Genomic DNA, 18,002 nt, shown 5'->3' on the forward strand with positions numbered 1-18,002 from the left:
AGGTCCCGCCCCTTCAGTGAGGGGCGGGGCCTTTCGCGTTCGGGTGCGGCTGTGTGAGGGGCGCGTTGATGCCTGCGGCGGCCTGTGGTGGTGTGTGGGGGTTCGCGTAGCGCCTATGGCCTGGTGTGAGTCGGGGCCGTGCCGGGGGGTGTCCGTCCTCGGTCGGGTGGTTGCCGTGGCTCGAAGGGTGGCCCCGCGTTGACACCCGACGCTGCGGGCGGACACCCCCCGGCACGTCCCCTTCCCGCCGTTCGCGGGTGCGGGAACGCGGTTGCCCATGGCCGGAGGGCAGGCGCTCTTCATGTCTCGGCGGGTGTGCCGGGCTTCGCTGGGTCCCTGCCGCGCAGGGCCCCCGCCAGCAGGGTGACGGCGATGCCTGCTGCTGCCCAGGCCGAGAGGACCAGGAGGGAGCCGGTCATGTCGTTGCCCCTGAAGTAGGCGATCGAGCGGGCCGCCCAGGTGCCCGCGCCCGGGGGCAGGGCCGGGCCGATGTCCCGCCAGAACGGGGGGAGGAGGGGTGGGGGGAGCGCGCCGCCGGCGCTCGGGTTGCCCAGGATCACCACGATCAGGATGACCAGGCCGATGCCGGCCAGGCCGAAGAGGGCCTGGAAGGCGAGCGTGGCCGCGCCCACCGCGAAGGTGATCAGGGCGCCGAGGCCCCACAGCGCGGCGATGCTGCCCGGCAGGGCGTTCAGGATCGGGCCTACGATCAGGGCGCCGCCGAGGCCGCCGATGACGGCGACCAGGGCCAGGGTGAGGAGACGGATCACCGAGCGTCTCACGGTGGGGCGGCGCGCGCCCGAGCTGATCGCCATGATCGACGCGGTGAGGTAGCCGCCCACGCACCAGCCCACGATCAGGTAGAAGGACGTGAGTCCGTTGGCGTCCCGCGGGTCGGCCGGGGCCACGTCGATGGTGCGGAGTGCGCGGGCCTCGGATCTCTCCAGGGTGGCGACGAGGGTCTCCAGGGTGGCGGCCAGCACCCTGCCGCCTCCGGTGGCGACCAGCAGGGTGTCGGTGGTGCGGGACGGGTCGATCACCAGGGCGCCGTCGATCTCACGGTTCAGGATCTGGCTGCGGGCTGTCGCCGCGTCGGGCAGGGCGCGTGGGTCCAGAGGGTCGCCGGGCAGGTTCTCCAGTCGGGTCACCGACTGCTCGGCGGCGACCTGGGGGGCCACGACTCCGAAGGGCACGTCCTTGGGCTTCGGGTCGTGGAGCGCGCCCACGTAGGACGCGATGAAGAGCAGGGCGAGGATCCCCGTACCGGTCACGAGCAGGATGGCTCGTGGGGTGACCGCGTCCTTCACCTCGGCCAGGAAGGAACCGCGGGGGGTGCCGGCGCCGCTGCTCTGCGTCATGCCCCCACCGTCCGGGGCGCGGGGCGTTTGTGCAGGTGGGAGGCGGCCGAACGGATGGCGTACGAGTGTTCGAGGGTGGGTGCCCCGAGCGGTGGCCGGGAAGCCAGGTGGGCCGCCTGGCGTAGCGGGCCTGCCGGATCTCGGTGCGGATGATCAACCTTGCATGCTGAGAGCCTGCATCGCGTCGCGTTCGATGCGGGAGAGGTCGTGGAGGAGGGCGCCTGCCTGCGTGAGGTGCTGGGTGTTGCCGGACTCGCCCGATGTCGCGACGAGTTCGGCCACCTGCGTCCAGAGGGTGGCGGCCTCGGCGTACAGGCGGTGGCCGGTGCGCAGGTGGCTGCTGTCGATCAGCTGGGCACACTCGGCGAGGAAGTCCCGGTAGAGATTGCGGAACAGGGCGCCGCCGGTGCCCGCCTTCTCCATGAGGACGGCGGCCCGTGGCAGGTCCTCGCGCGGATTGTCGCTGCGCCGCAGCCACTTCGGCACCTGCCCGGCGGCCTTCTCGATGCCCCGGTGGCCCAGGTTCGCGATGGGCGGGTTCAGGAAGGCGTCGGCGCAGGTCCTGATCGCGGGGATGATCCGGTCCCGCGGTGACGTCGGGGTGCTGGGCGCCGTGAGGGTGAAGGAGCGGTGCCTGGCGGTCATGGGGCCGCGCTCGGCTCTGGCCCTGGCCAGGCCGGCGAGGCTGGTGGAGACCGCTCCGCCCTGTGGGGCGGTGTCCACGAGGTAGGCGTCCTGTTCGTCGTAGCCGTACATGGCGACGACGTGCCCGCCGAAATGCACCTTGGTGCTGAAGTAGTCCAGGTGGTAGCTGTCGAGTTGCAGGCCCACCGGCCGGCCGGCGTCGATGGGTGCCGCCACGTTGTGCCATGCCTTGCGCGGGGAGGTGGTCTCCTCGACCACGAGCTCGAGCCCGAGTACGGCGGCCAGGTTCCTGGTGAGTTCGAAGGGCTTGACCCGGCCGCCCAGGAAGGGAAAGCCCATGCTCTTGCTGTCCCAGTAGATGAAGGACAGCCCGGAGCCGAGTCCGAACAGCATGGGCTCGGACAGGTCGAGTCCCTCACGCCGCAGCAGCACGCCCAGTGCCGTCGTCTCGCAGTGCTGCATGCCTCGGGCGTCGATGTCCTGCACCTGCACCATGGTCATGCCGCGGATTCTCCTCCCTCACCGGACGACGCGGCAGGGGCCCGTGAGGTGCGGACCGTCCGTGGAAGGGTCAGGCGGCGGGGGAGAGTGCCACCGGGCCGGCGGGTGCCGAGGTCGCGTACACGGGGTGGGTGGCGCCGACTGTGGTCGCGGTCCGTGAGCGGCTCCGTGTGAAGACGACGAGGCGCAGCACCGCGAATCGCCCGACACCGGAGAGTGCGGAGGCGGACAGGTGGACGGTCTGCTGGAGCATCACACCGGGGGACGACGCCCGACAGCCGGTCGAAGTGCCGCTCGTTGACGATCCGTCCGTAGGCGTCCGAGGCCTGCGGGTTCTCGCCGAACAGCTCCTTGATCGCGACGGCCAGGGCCGCCTGCAGTTCGGCTGCGGTGTCCGGGTCTGTCAGGACGTAGTCGGGGGCGACGCAGGTCTGGCCGGCGTTGGCGGACTTCGTCTGCGCCAGGCGCTGCGCGACCGTGGTGATGTCGGCGTCCCGGTCCACGAACACCGGTGACTTGCCGCCGAGTTCGAGGGCGACGGGGGTGAGGTTCTTCGCTGCGGCGGTCATCACGATGCGGTCACCCCCGGAGTCTCGACGACTCCGGGGAATGACAAAGGCACCTGGACGGGCGTAACGCTCTGTCCAGATGCCTGGTGCACCGTCGGCCTCACCCCGTCGGCGCGCTGATCTCCCTCTTCAGGATCTTGCCGCTGGGGCCGGTCGGCAGGGTGTCCACGAGCCACACCTCGCGCGGGTACTTGTACGCCGCCACCCGCTCCTTCACGAACAGTTGGAGCTCGTCGGGCGTGGCCGCGGCGCCGGGGCGCAGCACCACCGCGGCCGCGATCTCCTCGCCCAGATGCGCGTCGGCCACGCCCACCACCGCGGCCAGCGCGACGGCCGGGTGCTCGTGGAGCACCTCCTCGATCTCGCGCGGGTAGACGTTGTAGCCGCCGCGGATGATCATGTCCTTCTTGCGGTCGACGATGTACAGGTAGCCGTCCTCGTCCTGGCGCGCGAGGTCGCCGCTGCGCAGCCAGCCGTCGGGGATGGTGGCCGCCGTCTCCTCCGGGCGCTTCCAGTAACCCTTCATCACGTTCGGCCCGCGCACGGCCAGTTCGCCGATCTCGCCGGGGGCCACGTCCTGGCCCTTGTCGTCGAGGAGCCGCACCTCCACGTCCTTGATCGGGGTGCCGATGGACCCGGCCTTGCGCGGCCGGTCGGGGTGGTTGAAGGTGACCACCGGACTCGTCTCGGACATGCCGAAGCCCTCCAGCACCACGCAGCCGAAGCGGCGCTCGAAGCCGTGCAGGACCTCCACCGGCAGCGAGGCTCCGCCGGACACGCACATCCGCAGCGTCGACACGTCGGCCTCCGACGGGTGCTGGAGCAGCGCCGCGTACATGGTCGGCACGCCCTCGAAGATCGTCGCCCGGTCGCGGGCGATGGCGTCCAGCACGGTCTGCGGGTCGAAGCGGGGGACCAGGACGAGCGTGGCGCCGGCGCGGACGGTCACGCTCATCGTGCAGATCTGGCCGAAGATGTGGAACAGCGGCAGACAGCCCACGACCACGTCGTCCGCCGTCATCTGCTGCACATGCACCGCGTTGACCTCGGTGTTGTGCCGGAGCCCGGTGTGGGTGAGCGTGGCGCCCTTGGGCCGGCCGGTGGTGCCTGAGGTGTACAGCAGCACGGCCACGTCCTCGGCGTCCGGCTCGCTCACCTCCGGCAGCGGCTCGTGACCCGCCAGCAGGCCCGCGAAGGCGGCGGGCTCGACGGCCATGTGCCGCACTCCGGCGGCGGCCGCGCCCTGCGCGCCCTCACCCGGCGCCTGGTGCCACTCGAAGAGCATCTGTGCGCCCGAGTCGCGCAGGTGGTACTCGGTCTCGCGGGTCTTCAGCAGCGGGTTCATCGGCACGACGACCGCTCCCGCGCGCAGCACGCCGTAGTACAGGACGACGAACTCGGGAACGTTGGGCAGCATCAGCGCGACCCGGTCTCCCGGTCGTACGCCCTCGGCCCGCAGCAGCGCGGCCGCGCGGGCGCTGCGCTCGTCGAGCTCCGCGTAGCTGGTGACCTGGCCTCCCAGCCGCAGCGCGGGCCGTTCCGGCTGTCGCCGTGCCGTCTCCACCAGGAACTGAGCCAGATTGGCCATGACCGCCTCCACGAATGTCACCGTCGAAATCCGCTGTTCACGCAGACGACATCGTGCAGATGTCCGTGGCGACGGCCTATATGGGGCAGGACAGCGTCCGGCCTCCCGGATTGTTCCCGGGGACAAAACAGGGGCGTTACGCTGCGGGAATGAACCTCTCGGGGGTGGTCTCGGCACTTCAGGCGAGGCTGCCGGAACTGGGCGAGCGGATGGCGCAGCGCATCCGCTCGGACGTCGACGCCTACAAGGACGAGTCGCTGATCCCCTTCGAGTCGCTGCGCCGCTCGTGCACCGCCAACGCGGACCTGCTCCTGGACCAGCTCGGCCGCGCGGGTGCGCAGGACCCGAGCCCGGCCCGGGAGACCGGCCGCATCCGCGCCGAGCAGGGCGTGCCGCTGGCGGACACCCTGCACGCGTACCGGGTCGGCTTCGAGCTCGTGTGGACGGACATCCTCGCCGAGGCACGCAACCGTCCCGAGGTCACCGACGCCCAGCTGGTGTCCCAGTCCGCGGAGATCTGGGCCCTGTTCGGCCGCTACGCGGAGGCGGTGGCGGCGGCCTACCGGGAGACGGCCGCCGAGTTGACCTCACGGCGGCAGGCACGCCGCTCGGCACTGGTGGAGGCGCTGTTCACCGGCGTCATCGCCGACCGCACGCTGTGGGAGGCCGCCCGCGAGCTGGGTCTGCCCGACCGCGGACCCTACGTGGTCGCCGCGGCGGCGGCCGACGCCCCCGGCGAGGAGCCGCTGGCGGGGACGGAGGCGGCGCTGCGGCAGGCCCAGATCCCCTTCGCCTGGCGGCTGCTGCCCGACCAGCAGATCGGTCTGGCCGCCCTGCCCACGGCGTCGGCGGAGAGCACCTGTCTGAGCATCCTGCGCCGGGCGGGCGCCCGCGTGGGCGTCAGCCCGTGCTTCGACTCCCTGCGGGACACCCCCCGGGCGCTGCGCTTCGCCCGTCTGGCGCTGGCCGGCCTGACGGGCACCGGCCCCGGCGTCGCGCGGTTCGACGACAACCCGCTGGCCATGGTCGTCGCCGCCGCCCCGGCCGAGGCGGCGCACCTCGTGGAGGTGGTCCTCCAGCCCCTGCTCGATCTCCCCGCCGCGGAGCGGTCCCGTCTCCTGGAGACCCTGGAGCACTGGTACGCCGCCGCCGGCTCCGCCGCGGACGCTGCGCGGAGCCTCTTCGTCCACCCCAACACCGTCCGCTACCGGCTGCGCCGCGTCGAGGAGCTGGCGGGCCGCTCCCTGTCCGATCCACGAGCGGCGGCGGACATCGGCGCGGCCCTCCTGGCGGTCCGCCGGGCCGGCGCGTCCGGTTCTCCGAACTAGGGCCTGCCGTTCGGATCATCCGGATCATCCCGGCGTCGCGGGGCCTGGCACGCACATCTGTCCCCGCTCGGCCCGGCCGGGAAGAACCGATCCTCACAGCCGCGCTGATCCAAACGACAGGTCCTGGTTCGCCAGCGTGGCCGGGCGTACGGCCTCGGGGCCGAAGCGTCGGCGGGCGCGGTCCGCGGCGGCCTCGGCCGCGCGGGCGCGGGCGTCGCCGGGATCCAGGGAGAGCTGCCAGTAGGCGTTCTCGGCCGGCAGCAGACCGTCGGCGCGGATCGCGTAGGCGCGGACTCTGGCCCGTTGCAGGCCGAGACCGGTCAGCAGGCCCAGGGCGGTGGCGGCGAGGGCGGGGGAGTGGTCGGTGGGTTCCGGCAGCGCACGCGTGCGTGTGCTGGAGCTGCGGTCGGCGTACCGCACCGTGAGGGTCAGCCGGCTCGCGATCCGCCCTTCCCCGCGCAGGCGCCCGCCGAGCTGCTCGGCGAGTCCCAGAACCGCTCGGTGATGCCGGGCGGGGTCGAGGCAGTCCCGCTCCAGCACGAGGTCGGCGGTCAGGTGCTCGGCCGGTTCCGCGGGGGTGACCGGGCGGGGGTCGTGGCCGCGGGCACGCTCGGTCAGCAGCCGCGCCTGGCCGGCGCCGAGGAGCCGTTGCAGGGTCGCCGAGGGCAGGTCGGTGAGCTGGCCGATGGTGTGCAGGCCGTATCTGCCGAGCGTCGACGCCGTGGCGCGGCCGATGCCGGGCAGCGCGGTGACCGGGCGTGGGTACAGCCATTCGGTCACCTGATGGGCGGGGACCCAGGTGGTCTCGCCCGGCGCGGACGCGTCGGCCGCCATGGCCGCCAGCATGCGGTTGCCCGCGAGCCCGGCGCTGCAGTCGATGTCGTAGAGGAGCTTCAGCCGCATCATCGTCGTCTGGACCATGTCGTAGGGAGAGAGGTCGAAGTACCGGAGCGCCGAGGTCAGGTCGAGCTGGACGGCGCTCGGCGGGACGGCCTGGACATGGGGCGTGACACCGGACATCAGTTCGATCACATCGTCGAACTGGGCCTCGCTCAGCGCCGCGTGCAGATGGAGGTGGGCGATGTGCCGCTGACGCGCGCTCATCCCGCGCTCCCCGGGCTTCGGTGGCCGAACTTCTTCAGGTCGGCGGAACGGGTGCCGGCGGGCTGGAGGTCGGCGTACGGGTGCAGGCGGGCGCCCGCGGTTCCGTCGGTCAGAGTGCGGTGCGGCTGGGCGGGGGTCGGGTGCGGGCGGGTCTCGCCGAGGAGGGCGAGGGCGGCCTCGGGGCCGTTGTCGCGGCGGGCGGCGGCGATCTCGTCCAGGTCCCAGGCCATGGAGCCGACGACGGTACGGCGGGTGCCGCGCACCTGGACCGTGCCGCGCACCAGCAGCAGCCCGCTGTGGAAGACGGTGTGCGCGCAGGCCGGATGGGAGTCCTCGAAGAACGCCAGGTCGACCAGGCCGGAGCCGTCCTCCAGGGTGACGAAGATGATCCGCCTGCCGCTCGCGATCGGCGGCGTCTGCGTCGAGGCCCGCACACCCGCCACAAGCACCTGCTGACCGGCCCGCATCCCGGCCAGATGCGCCGCGTCGGTCGCGCCGATCTCGCGCAGCAGCCGGTGATGGTGCTCCATCAGATGCTTGGAGACATCGATGCCAAGGGTGCTCAGCTCCGCGCTCAGCGCCTCGCGCCCGGTCATCTCCGGCAGCCCGCTCGGCTCCGCCCCGCCGATCGCGCCCGCGACGATGGGCAGTTGGCCCTCGTGCGCGGACCGGCTCCGGGACTGGCGATGCAGCTCGGCGATCTGGAGCAGCAGGTCACGCCGGGTGAGCCGGCCGTCGTGCAGGCGGTTCAGGGCGCCGATCTCGGCGAGCCGCTCGGCGACCGGCCTGCTGGGGCGGGCCCGCTGCCAGAAGTCCGACAGGGATCCGTACGGCTGGCTCTCCTCGATCCGGGCGCACTCGTCCTCGCTGATGCCGTGCACCGCGGACAACGCCAGCCGCACACTCCACTGCTCCCCGTCGGCCTTCTCCACGGTGTGCCGCACCCGGGAGCGGTTGATGTCGACCGGCAGGACCTGTACGCCGCCCCGGCGGGCGTCGGCGACCAGGACGCGCTTGGGCCACATCCCGGGATCGTGTTCGAGCAGACCCGCCAGCAGGAACGCCGGATAGTGCGCCTTGAGCCAGGCGCTCTGCAGGGCAGGTACGGCGAAGGCGACCGCGTGGGCGCGGCAGAAGCCGTACGCCCCGAAGGCCTCGATGGTCTTCCAGACCTCCTCCCGCACGGCCGCGCTGTAACCACGCGCGCGTGCCCGCTCGTGGAACCAGTCCTTGATCTCGGGCAGTCGCTCCTTGTCACCGAGGGCCCGCCGGGTGATCTCTCCGAAGGCCCGGTCGCAGCCGGTCATCACCCGCAGTGTCTCGATGATCTGCTCGTGCCAGATGGTCACGCCGTAGGTGTCGGCGAGCACCGGCTCCAGATCCGGGTGGGCGTACGCCGGTGTGCCGCCGTGGCGGGCGGCGATGTACCGCTCGGGCATGCCGCCGGCGACCGGGCCGGGCCGGAAGAGGCTGATGTCGGCGATGACGTCCTGCGGATCGCGTGGCTGGAGGCGGGACAGCAGGTCCTGCTGACCGGGCGACTCCAGCTGGAACAGGCCCAGAGTCCGGCTCTCCTGGATCAGCTTGAAGGCGAAGACGTCGTCGAGCGGCACCTGCTCGGGGTCGTCGAGGTCGATGCGGTTGCCGGTGGTGCGTTCGATCTCGTCGACGGCGTGGGCCATCGCGGACTGCATCCGCACCCCCAGGACGTCGAGTTTGATGTTGCCCAGCGCCTCGATCTCCTCCTTCGCGGCCATGGCCATGGGGTAGTCGCCCTGCGGGGTGGGCTGCACCGGCAGCCGGTCCAGGAGGGTGGCGTCGCTGATGACCACGCCGCAGGGGTGCATGGCCATGCCGTGGACGAGGGAGTCGAGGCCCTCGGCGAGCTCCCACAGCGGCCCGTACCGGCCCGCCTCGCCCGCCAGCTGCCGCAGCTCGGGCAGTTCGGCGAGGGCGCCGGTGATGTCGCCGGCCCTCAGGTGCGGGAAGCTCTTGGCGATCCGGTCGACCTCCGCGGGCGCGATCCCCAGCGCGAGGCCGGTGTCCCGCAGGGCCCGGCGCGCCCGGTACGTCTCGGGCATCGCGGTGACCGCCACGCGCTCCTTGCCGAACCGTTCGAAGATCGTGTCGTAGCACTCCAGCCGTCGGGCGGACTCCACGTCGATGTCGATGTCGGGCAGCGAGGCCCGGCGCACGCTGAGGAAGCGTTCGAACAGAAGACGGTGGTCGAGCGGGTTGGCGGTGGCGATGCCCAGCGCGTGGCAGACCATCGATCCGGCGCCGGAGCCGCGGGCGGCGACCCGGATGCCCTTGGCCCGGATGTCGGCGACGACCTGGCCGACGGCGAGGAAGTACGAGTCGTAGTTCAGCTCGGAGATCACCTTGAGTTCTTCGTCCAGCCGGTCGAGCGCCGCCCTGTCACGGTCCAGGCCGCGCCGGGCCAGCCCCTCCTCGCACTGCCGGCGCAGCAGCTCCGCGGCCCCGCCCGCGCTCGGGTCGGCGCCGAAAAGCGACGGCTCCGGGAAGTGCGGCACGCCCAGCCCGAGGTCCGCTCGGGGGTCGACGGTGCACTCGGCCGCCGTGGCGACGGTGTCCGCCATCAGGCGCCGTGCCCGCCGGACATCCGCCCCGGCGCACTCGGCGACCATCCGCGCGACGACCGCCATCCCCCGCTCGCCCTTGAGCCAGCGCTGCCCGCTGTCCAGGTGGCGCCGGTCGATGGGGCGCAGCAGCCGTGCGGCGTCCAGGACATCGGCGATCCGGTGCTGGTTCGGGTCGGCGTAGCGGACGGCGTTGGAGAGCACGGCGGTGGTGCGGGTGCGATCGGCCAGGGCCAGCGTCCGGGCGGCCAGCCGTAGCGATCCCGCTCCCATGCCGAAACGTTTCTGCGCCACAGCCTCCAGCCGGACCCCCCGCCCGAAGATCTCCTTCCAGGGCGCCAGCAGCTTCACCGCGACGTCCTCCCGCCCCACGGACAGGGCCCGCACCGGCTCCGAGAGCGGCCCGAGCAGCACGGTCAGCCCGGGGCCGCCGTACTCGCGCAGCGCCTCCCACGGCACCACCGGCGGCGTACCGGACAGAGCTCCCTCGTGAGCCGCCGAGGTGATGCGGCACAGCCGCGCCCAACCCGCCCTGTTCTGGGCGAGCAGCACGAACCGCAGCGGCGGCTCGACGACATGCGCGCCACCGCGCGCCGGAGTGCGGCGCCGCTGGGTGGGCGGTGGGGGTGCGAGGGCTTCCACCGCCAGGTCGACACCGAACAGCGGCCGGACCCCTTCCTTCGCGCAGGCCTGAGCGAATCGAACAGCCCCGGTGACGGTGTCCCGGTCGGTGAGCGCGAGCGCGGACATGCCCCGCTCGGCCGCCCGCCGGGCGAGCTGCTCGGGGTGGGATGCGCCGTAGCGGGCGGAGTAACCGGACGCGACGTGCACGTGGGCGAAGCCCTCCATGCCGCACCTCCATCACTCCACCCCTTTTCGGCCATACACCCGATATGTTCATCGTACGCTCGTTCGATTACTCTAACCCCATCGGCCCCGGTCAGCGACCCACATTCGAACACATCATCGATTCATGGGTGGGTTGGGCGGCGGCCGGATCAGATGCCGGTGGCGAGCGGCGATGTGCCGCGGGAGGGGTGACCGAATGGCGTTCGAGTCGGGACTTGCGGCGGTGTCGGACCGGTCCCGGCCGGGGGCGGCGGAGATCCGGCTCGCGGCCGGCGAATCCAGATGCCCACCCGGATACGAACCGAATCCGTGGGCCGCTCCGCGACCGGCGGGTCAAGCGCCTTCACAGGTACGGAAGTTGTGGCACCGGAGTCCGGGGAGTGCGGGATGACCATCCTCTGCGTACGTTTCCAGCTGCCGCCGACGGGCGAGGCGGCCCTGCCGGGGCTGCTCGGACTGCTGGAGGACTTCACGCCGGTCGTTCAGGCGCTGCCGCCGGACGGGGCGCTCGCCGATCTGCGCGGCGGCGAGCGGCACTTCGGGCGCGACGCGGTGGAGCTGGCGTCGGCGATCCGGGTGCGCGCCCTCGCCCGTCACGGGGTCGACTGCGCGATCGGCGCCGGGCCGGGGCCGATGCTGGCCCGCGTGGCGCTGCGGGACGCGCGACCCGGGGTGACCTGCGTGGTTCCCGAGGGGACCGGCGCGGAGTTCCTCGCCGGCAAGCCCGTCGCCGCGCTGCCCGGCGTCGGCGCCGCGACCGCCCGCACGCTGTGCGAGTACGGCCTCGACACCCTCGGCCTGGTCGCCGCCGCACCCCTGTCCACGCTCCAGCGCCTGATCGGTGCGAAGGCCGGCCGGGAACTGCGCGAGAGGGCGGGCGGCGTCGACCGCGGCCGGGTGGTGCCGAACGCCTTGTCGCGCTCACTGGTCACCGAACGCCCCTTCACCCGCGACGAGCCGGACCCCGACCGGCACCGCCGCGCCCTGCTCTCGGCCGCCGAGGAACTGGGCGCCCGGCTGCGCGCCCTCGACAAGGTCTGCGGCGCCCTGACTCTCACCGCCCGCTACGCCGACCGCCCCTCGACGACCCGCAGCCGCACCTTGAAGGAGCCGACAGCCCGCTCGGCGGCGCTGACCGGGGCGGCGTACGGCATGTACGAGGCGCTCGGCCTCGAGCGCGCCCGCGTACGCGCCCTCGCCCTGCGCGCCGAGGGACTCGATCCCGCCGAGCAGGCCTCCGGCCGGCTCACCACCGCGTGTGGCGGTTCAGGGGAGCGCCGACGGCCCAATTCCCTTTTTTTACAGTTCAGTTGGCCCACGGCGGTGTGATGAGGGTGCCGTCGGCCAGCTTCGCCGTCAGGCCGATGGAGGTGGTGACCCAGGTGATCGCCGTCCGGTCGGTCGGGTTCTCGACGGTCAGGGTCGCGCCGGGGTTGATGATCAGGGTGTCGCCGGCCGCGATCCGGTCGGTGCGGCCGTCGAGCGTGATCAGCAGTTCGCCGTCGAGCAGATGCAGGATCTCCTCCCGGTTGACGGTGTGCGCGGGCGCCTTGGTCCCCGCCGGGATCTCGCCGCGCCAGGCGCACAGCTCCTTGCTGCCGGAGAGGGGGGTGGCGTACGAGACGAAGCGGGCGCCGTGGATTTCATGGGTCACGGCTTCGGATGCGCGGACTACGGGCATGGAGGACTCCCTTTGGCGACAGATGGTCAAGCTGCTTGACTATGGGAACAGGGAATATGGTCAAGCAGCTTGACCAATCAGTCAAGGGTGTTTCAATGCCTGCGTGCAGAACTCCGAAGCCATGGCCCTGTCCGCCGCCCTGCTCGCCGTAGCCGGTGAGCTCACGCAACGCATCCATGACGGCGTGGTCGCGCGGGGCTTCGAGGGGGTGCGGCCCGCACACGGATTCGCGTTCGCCCGGCTCGCCCCGGACGGTGCCACCGCCACCGACCTCGCCGTCCATCTCGGCGTGACCAAGCAGGCCGCGAGTCAGCTCGTCGACGAGATCGTGCGCAGGGGGTACGCCGAGCGCCGGCCGCATCCCGAGGACGCCCGGGCGCGGCTGGTCGTGCTCACCGAGCGCGGGTGGGCCTGCACTCGTGCGGCCGAGGAGGCGGCCGCCGATGCCGTCCGGACCTGGGTCGATGTGCTGGGCGAGGGTGAAGTGCGCGCGTTGCTCGGGCAGTTGGGGCGGATCGCTCCCTATGGCCCCATCAGGCCCGCCTGGTGACGGTTCATCAGGGAACGTAAAACGTCCCTTACTACCACTGGAAGTTTTTACTGACGCGTAACTTCACACGTCAGCTACTCACCCGTAACTTGACGAGTGAACAGCATCCTCGTGATCCGGATCACAGGGCGTAAGGCCGTCGCACCTCCCTTGAGCCGCAAGGAGATCACACGATGCTGCCCTGGAAACGAGTGCTCAGACCCCTGGCCGCGCTACTGCTGACCGCCGCGGTCGCAGTCGTCCCCGCCGCCACCACCGCCCAGGCGGCCGAAACGGGGACCGCCTCCAGCACCGGCTGGAACGACTACTCCTGCAAGCCGTCCGCCGCCCACCCCCGCCCCGTCGTCCTCGTGCACGGCACCTTGGCGAACTCCGTCGACAACTGGCTGGGCCTCGCGCCCTACCTGACGGGCCGCGGCTACTGCGTCTTCTCCCTCGACTACGGTCAGCTGCCTGGCGTGCCGTTCTTCCACGCCCTCGGCCCCATCGACAAGTCGGCGGAGCAACTCTCCGCCTATGTCGACAAGGTGCTCGCCGCGACCGGCGCCGCCGAGGCCGACCTCGTCGGCCACTCGCAGGGCGGCATGATGCCCCGCTACTACCTCAAGTTCCTCGGCGGGGCCGGCAAGGTGAACGCCCTCGTCGGCATCGCGCCCAACAACCACGGCACGACGCTCGGCGGGCTCACCAACCTGCTGCCGTACTTCCCCGGCGCCGGGGACCTGCTCAACACCACCACCCCCGCGCTCGCCCAGCAGGTCGTCGGCTCCGAGTTCATGAACAAGCTCAACGCGGGCGGCGACACCGTCCCCGGCGTCCGCTACACGGTCATCGCCACGAAGTACGACGAGGTGGTCACGCCCTACCGGAGCCAGTTCCTCAGCGGCCCCGACGTGAGGAACGTCCTGATCCAGGACCTGTGCGCGGTCGACATATCCGAGCACGCCTTCCTCGGTCTGACCGACCGCATCGCCTTCCACGAGGTGGCCAACGCGCTCGACCCGGCGCGCGCCACCCCGACCACCTGCGCGTCCGTTTTCAGTTGAGCGCGTGAGCGCTGAGCCACCGGAACACACCGCCGGGGCCTGACCGGCCTGAGCCGCCGTTCAGGCCCCGGAACCCATGGGGTCAGCGGCCGTGGCGACCGCCGGCCGCCCGCCTGCGCACCGACGTGAACAGGACCGCCGAACCCAGCGCCAGGGTCGCCGCCCCACCCATCGCGAGATACGCGGTGCTGCTGTCCCCGCCCGTCTCGGCGAGGTTCTCGCCGGCCCCGGCCGCTTTCGGCTCGTTGGCCGGCGCGGACTGCGCCTCGTCGGCCTTCGTCACCGGCTCCGCCGACGTACTGGCGTCCTGGTCACCATGGCCGTGGTGCTCGATCGTCGACTGCTCGGCACCGGCCTCGATCTGCTCCTCGGAGGGCGCGGAGGCGCTCGGGGCCGGAGCCGCCTCGCCACCGGAGCCGTCGCTCCCGGCACCGTCCGTGCCGCCACCGTCCGTGCTGCCGCCGCCAGTCCCGCCACTACCGCCGCCGAACGTCACGTCCGAGCAGGAGTAGAACGCCTCCGGGCTGTCGGAGCGCTGCCACACCGCGTACAGCAACTGCTTGCCGGAGCGCTGCGGCAGGCTCCCGGAGAACGTGTAGAAGCCACCCGAGGCCGCCGGGTCGGTGACCGTCGCCACCGGCTTGGTCAGGTCCAGGTCGTCCCAGGCGAGCGGCTTCGTGGGGTCGTAGCCCTCCTTGGTGATGTAGACCTTGAACGTGCCCTTGTGCGGGGCGGTCACGCGGTACTTGAAGGTGTACGACCCACTGCTCACGCTCGTCGCCGGCCAGTCGGCGCGAGCCAGGTCCAGGCCCTTGAACTCCTGGTTGTTCGCGCTGCACAGCTTGCCGTCCGGGATCAGCTCCTGGTGCCGGCCGGCGGCGTCGCCGATGCGGATGCCGTTCCAGTCGTAGAGGGCCTGCGTGCCGCCCGCCGCGACCGCCGCCTCGCACGCGTCGGACTTCGGGCTCTCCGGACCCTCCGCGTAGCACTGCGAGACCCGGCTGACCGGGTCGCCCATCGAACCGTGCGCCGAGGCGGGCGCGGCGGCGAGGGCGGTCAGGGCAAGCGGGGCCAGGCCGACGGCGGCGACAGCGGCGGCCTTGCGGCGGCGTGCGGGCATGGGGGATCTCCTCGGAACCGGAACTGATGCGTGCCGGACCAAAGAAACCGTGAAATCGCCTGTTGCAGGGGGTTCGAGGCGATCTTTAGGGTCGCCTTAAGGGAGTGCTCAGACTGAGATCAGGAAGGCGGCGCGTACGCCATGACGAGCGAGGTGATCCGGCCCGCCACGGCCGCCGACGTACCGGCCGTGAAGGCGGTGACGGACGCGGCCTACACGCCCTACGTCGCACGCATCGGGCGGATGCCCGAGCCCATGACGGCGGACCACGAGGTGAACGTGGCCGCGGGGAAGGTGTTCGTGGTGGGCGATCCCGTGCTCGGGCTCGTCGTGCTCGAGGCGCGCGAGGACCATCTGTTCCTCGACAGCATCGCCGTCCACCCCGACGCCCATGGCAGGGGCGTGGGGCGACGGCTGCTGCACTTCGTGGACGCACGCGCGCGTGCGCTCGGCCTGCCCGAGGTCAGGCTCTACACGCACGCGCTGATGCGGGAGAACCAGAAGATCTACCCGAAGTACGGCTACGAAGTCGTCGAGCGGCGCGCCGAGGGGCGGTTCGACCGCGTCCACTACCGCAAGCGGCTCGACTGACGCGTCTCGCGTGACCGGCTGGGCGTCTCAGCCGTCCGGCCACCACGTGCGTGCGATGTCCTTGCGGACCTCCGGTCGTCCCGAGGGGCGTTCGTCAGCCTCCTCACGGACCCTGCGGGCGTCCGACTTCCTCAGGGGCTTCTGCACGGTTGTACGGCGCATGGCTGCCTCCTTCAGGGTCCACCGAGTTCCTCGTTCTCATGGAGGTAGACCTTTGCGGGGACAGTTCCTCATCGCCGCAGGTCCTGTCAGTGGCGGCTGTCACGATTCGACTGTCAGTGGCGGGTGTCACTCTTGGCCGCATGACCGACATGACGAACGGTGAACACGCCGTCACAGGGCAGGGCGTGGACTGGGACGCGGCCGCCGCCTCCTTCGACGACGAGCCCGACCACGGCCTGCGCGACCCCCGGGTGCGCCACGCATGGGCCGCGCGGCTGCGCTCCTGGCTGCCCGAGCGCCGCTGCGACCTCCTCGACGTCGGCTGCGGCACCGGCAGCATGTCGCTGCTCGCGGCCGAACAGGGACACCGGGTCACCGGGGTGGACCGCTCCCCGGCGATGGTGGACCTCGCCCGCGCCAAGCTCGCCGGGCGCGACGCGGTGTTCCTCGTCGGTGACGCGGCGGCGCCGCCGGTGGGGGAGGAGCGGTTCGACGTCGTGCTCGTACGCCATGTGCTGTGGGCGCTGCCCGACCCGGGCCGGGTCCTGCGGCACTGGCGCGGGCTGCTGCGCCCGGGAGGACTGTTCGTGCTGGTCGAGGGCGTGTGGAGGACAGCCGCCCCGGCCGTCCCGGTCGGCATTGCGGCGGACCGGCTCACCGGGTTGCTCGCACCGCTCGCCGGGCAGGTGCGGGTTGAGCGGCTGTCGGACGACGAGCGGCTCTGGGGGAAGGCCGTGGACGACGAACGGTACGCCGTGCTGGCCACGGCCCAGGGCCTGCTCGAAGAGCTCGGGGAGAGCATGCCGGACCCCGCGACGCCGGCTTAGGCCAGCAGCGACTCCAGGCCGCCCTCCGCGTCGGCGAGCGACTCCAGCTCGTCGAGGGCCGCCACGGCCGCGGCGGCGGCCTCGGGATCCCGCTGCGCCAGCCCGCTCTCGGCGAACTCGTCCTCGTCCAGCCGGAGCACCTCCGTGCCGTCGGCGGAGCGCCACAGGTCCAGGTCGAGGTCCTCGACGACCAGCTCGCCGCCGGACAGCGTGGCGGGCCGCGTGACGTCGCAGTACCAGCCCTTGAGGGCGCCCGTCGCGGTGCGGACCTCCTTCACCGCGTACCAGCGGTCGCGCCAGTAGTACTCCGTGAAGACGTCGCCCGGCTCGAACCGGACGAACCCGAAGTCACGCACGCCGTCGCCGGACCAGGGGGCGCGTACGGTGACGCGGGTACCGTCGTCGGCGAGCAGCTCGGCCGCGTAACGGATCTTCGTGCGGCCGCCCTTGACCAGGACCACGTCCAGCAGGCGTCCGCCTTCTTGGTCGGCTTTCCCGTCAGCCCAGTTCGCGGACATGGCGGACCTCCGTCGCGCAGATCTCGTACCCGAACCACCTGTTGATCGCCAACATGGGTTCATTGTCGGTGTCGTTGCCGGTGAACGCCTCCCGGTAGCCGGCCGCACGGGCGCGGTGCAGGGAGGCGTTCTTGGCGAGCTTGGCCAGGCCGCGGCCGCGGTGGGCGCGGGCGGTGCCGGTCATCGCCGTGGAGTAGCGGGTGGCGCGGTCCGTGAAGGCGATGCTGAAGGCCGCGGGACGGCCGTCGACGACCGCGGCCATCGACAGCTCCGGGTCGAGCAGCGGGTGCTTCCAGGTCTCCGCGACCCAGGTCTCGTACTCGGTCAACTCGGCGCCGACGTCGCTCGGTTCGTCCGACGTCGTCTCCGCGTCCAGTTCGAACAGCGGGCGCGGGTCGTCGGCGAAGTCGGCGAAGGCGCGCAACTCGACGTCCGGCGGGAGGTCCCCGATCGGCGGCAGCGCGGTGTTCACCAGGTCCAGCCGCAGGAAGAGGGCGGAGCGGCTGGCGCGATAGCCGTGCCGCTCGGCGAACGCGCGGTTGTCCGGCTCGTCCAGGACCCAGGAGAACAGCTTGGTCGCACCCAGTGCCCTCAGGTGCTCCTCGGCGGCGCGCACCAGCAGACCGCCGGCGCCGCGCCGGGTCCGGTCCGGCCGCACATAGATGTTGAGGTATCCCTGTCCGGGCTCCGGGCTGTCGTACGCGATGCCGACCTGGGCGGTGCCGATCGTCTCGCCGTCCTCCTCCGCCACCAGCGAGCGGTAGTGGGCGTCGGGATGGGTGTGGGCCTGACGGTGTCTGATGCCGTCCGGGGTCCACAGGACGTAGGGGAGAGCGAGGTGGCGGCTGTGGGCGAAGCGCTCGACGTCGGCGGGCAGTTCGGTGCGCAGATCGCGCACGATCACGGTCATGGAGGCGCACGCTACGGGGGGATGCGCGGGGATGCCTCTCATTTTCCGGCGGGTA

Annotated in this window: 16 protein-coding genes and 1 pseudogene; 6 read left to right on the forward strand and 11 right to left on the reverse strand. The window is 72.1% G+C overall.

The features are described 5' to 3' along the window. Window positions 1–299: 299 nt before the first annotated feature. The 4 genes and pseudogenes from ACIRD7_RS31640 to ACIRD7_RS31655 all read right to left on the reverse strand — a co-directional run bounded on the left by ACIRD7_RS31640 (window position 300) and on the right by ACIRD7_RS31655 (window position 4,661). Window positions 300–1,358: a DUF3533 domain-containing protein gene (locus tag ACIRD7_RS31640; RefSeq protein ID WP_403458981.1), complete on the reverse strand. Its 1,059-nt coding sequence runs from the start codon at window positions 1,356–1,358 to the stop codon at window positions 300–302. A 153-nt stretch (window positions 1,359–1,511) separates the two neighbouring features. Further along, complete coding sequence (locus tag ACIRD7_RS31645) at window positions 1,512–2,498, reverse strand: BtrH N-terminal domain-containing protein (RefSeq protein WP_403459377.1); 987 nt, start codon at window positions 2,496–2,498, stop codon at window positions 1,512–1,514. Between the two features lie 269 nt (window positions 2,499–2,767). Then, window positions 2,768–3,082 (reverse strand): annotated as a pseudogene (locus ACIRD7_RS31650) (aldehyde dehydrogenase family protein); the annotation flags it as partial. Window positions 3,083–3,173: 91 nt separating this feature from the next. Next, on the reverse strand, window positions 3,174–4,661 hold the full coding sequence (locus ACIRD7_RS31655) for a long-chain fatty acid--CoA ligase (RefSeq protein WP_403458983.1): 1,488 nt from the start codon (window positions 4,659–4,661) through the stop codon (window positions 3,174–3,176). Between the two features lie 149 nt (window positions 4,662–4,810). Between ACIRD7_RS31655 and ACIRD7_RS31660 the strand changes: the two genes are divergently transcribed. After that, window positions 4,811–5,989 carry a PucR family transcriptional regulator gene (locus ACIRD7_RS31660; RefSeq protein WP_403458984.1) on the forward strand — a complete coding sequence of 393 codons (1,179 nt, stop codon included), beginning with the start codon at window positions 4,811–4,813 and terminating at the stop codon, window positions 5,987–5,989. Window positions 5,990–6,082: 93 nt separating this feature from the next. Here the strand turns inward: ACIRD7_RS31660 and ACIRD7_RS31665 are convergent, their stop codons facing one another. Together ACIRD7_RS31665 and ACIRD7_RS31670 are read right to left on the reverse strand one after the other, a co-directional pair. Then, complete coding sequence (locus tag ACIRD7_RS31665) at window positions 6,083–7,093, reverse strand: DNA polymerase thumb domain-containing protein (protein WP_403458985.1); 1,011 nt, start codon at window positions 7,091–7,093, stop codon at window positions 6,083–6,085. Further along, window positions 7,090–10,542 carry a DNA polymerase III subunit alpha gene (locus ACIRD7_RS31670; RefSeq protein ID WP_403458986.1) on the reverse strand — a complete coding sequence of 1,151 codons (3,453 nt, stop codon included), beginning with the start codon at window positions 10,540–10,542 and terminating at the stop codon, window positions 7,090–7,092. Before ACIRD7_RS31670 ends, ACIRD7_RS31665 begins: the two co-directional genes overlap by 4 nt. Window positions 10,543–10,929: 387 nt before the next feature. On the opposite strand from ACIRD7_RS31670, the gene ACIRD7_RS31675 reads away from it, so the two are divergent. Continuing rightward, complete coding sequence (locus tag ACIRD7_RS31675) at window positions 10,930–11,871, forward strand: DNA polymerase thumb domain-containing protein (protein WP_403458987.1); 942 nt, start codon at window positions 10,930–10,932, stop codon at window positions 11,869–11,871. Here the strand turns inward: ACIRD7_RS31675 and ACIRD7_RS31680 are convergent. Continuing rightward, on the reverse strand, window positions 11,849–12,223 hold the full coding sequence (locus tag ACIRD7_RS31680) for a cupin domain-containing protein (RefSeq protein WP_403458988.1): 375 nt from the start codon (window positions 12,221–12,223) through the stop codon (window positions 11,849–11,851). The genes ACIRD7_RS31675 and ACIRD7_RS31680 overlap by 23 nt on opposite strands. A 103-nt stretch (window positions 12,224–12,326) precedes the next feature. Here ACIRD7_RS31680 and ACIRD7_RS31685 point away from each other — a divergent pair, with 103 nt between their 5' ends. Continuing rightward, window positions 12,327–12,773 carry a MarR family winged helix-turn-helix transcriptional regulator gene (locus ACIRD7_RS31685; RefSeq protein ID WP_403458989.1) on the forward strand — a complete coding sequence of 149 codons (447 nt, stop codon included), beginning with the start codon at window positions 12,327–12,329 and terminating at the stop codon, window positions 12,771–12,773. A 173-nt stretch (window positions 12,774–12,946) separates the two neighbouring features. Next, window positions 12,947–13,819: an esterase/lipase family protein gene (locus tag ACIRD7_RS31690; RefSeq protein ID WP_403458992.1), complete on the forward strand. Its 873-nt coding sequence runs from the start codon at window positions 12,947–12,949 to the stop codon at window positions 13,817–13,819. Window positions 13,820–13,901: 82 nt separating this feature from the next. Here ACIRD7_RS31690 and ACIRD7_RS31695 read toward each other — a convergent pair whose 3' ends face one another. Continuing rightward, window positions 13,902–14,939, reverse strand: a complete 1,038-nt coding sequence (locus ACIRD7_RS31695) for a lytic polysaccharide monooxygenase (protein WP_403458993.1) — start codon at window positions 14,937–14,939, stop codon at window positions 13,902–13,904. Window positions 14,940–15,080: 141 nt separating this feature from the next. On the opposite strand from ACIRD7_RS31695, the gene ACIRD7_RS31700 reads away from it, so the two are divergent. Then, window positions 15,081–15,530 carry a GNAT family N-acetyltransferase gene (locus ACIRD7_RS31700; protein ID WP_403458994.1) on the forward strand — a complete coding sequence of 150 codons (450 nt, stop codon included), beginning with the start codon at window positions 15,081–15,083 and terminating at the stop codon, window positions 15,528–15,530. Between the two features lie 27 nt (window positions 15,531–15,557). Here ACIRD7_RS31700 and ACIRD7_RS31705 read toward each other — a convergent pair whose 3' ends face one another. Beyond that, complete coding sequence (locus tag ACIRD7_RS31705) at window positions 15,558–15,692, reverse strand: hypothetical protein (protein WP_403458995.1); 135 nt, start codon at window positions 15,690–15,692, stop codon at window positions 15,558–15,560. Window positions 15,693–15,841: 149 nt separating this feature from the next. Between ACIRD7_RS31705 and ACIRD7_RS31710 the strand changes: the two genes are divergently transcribed. Next, window positions 15,842–16,519: a class I SAM-dependent methyltransferase gene (locus tag ACIRD7_RS31710; RefSeq protein ID WP_403459378.1), complete on the forward strand. Its 678-nt coding sequence runs from the start codon at window positions 15,842–15,844 to the stop codon at window positions 16,517–16,519. On the opposite strand, the gene ACIRD7_RS31715 is transcribed toward ACIRD7_RS31710, so the two are convergent. Then, window positions 16,516–17,037 carry a DUF402 domain-containing protein gene (locus ACIRD7_RS31715; RefSeq protein WP_403458996.1) on the reverse strand — a complete coding sequence of 174 codons (522 nt, stop codon included), beginning with the start codon at window positions 17,035–17,037 and terminating at the stop codon, window positions 16,516–16,518. The genes ACIRD7_RS31710 and ACIRD7_RS31715 overlap by 4 nt on opposite strands. After that, on the reverse strand, window positions 17,018–17,947 hold the full coding sequence (locus ACIRD7_RS31720; protein ID WP_403458997.1) for a GNAT family N-acetyltransferase: 930 nt from the start codon (window positions 17,945–17,947) through the stop codon (window positions 17,018–17,020). Before ACIRD7_RS31720 ends, ACIRD7_RS31715 begins: the two co-directional genes overlap by 20 nt. Between the last annotated feature and the right edge of the window lie 55 nt (window positions 17,948–18,002).

Source organism: Streptomyces sp. NPDC093568, assembly GCF_044764945.1.
Classification (GTDB): domain Bacteria; phylum Actinomycetota; class Actinomycetes; order Streptomycetales; family Streptomycetaceae; genus Streptomyces.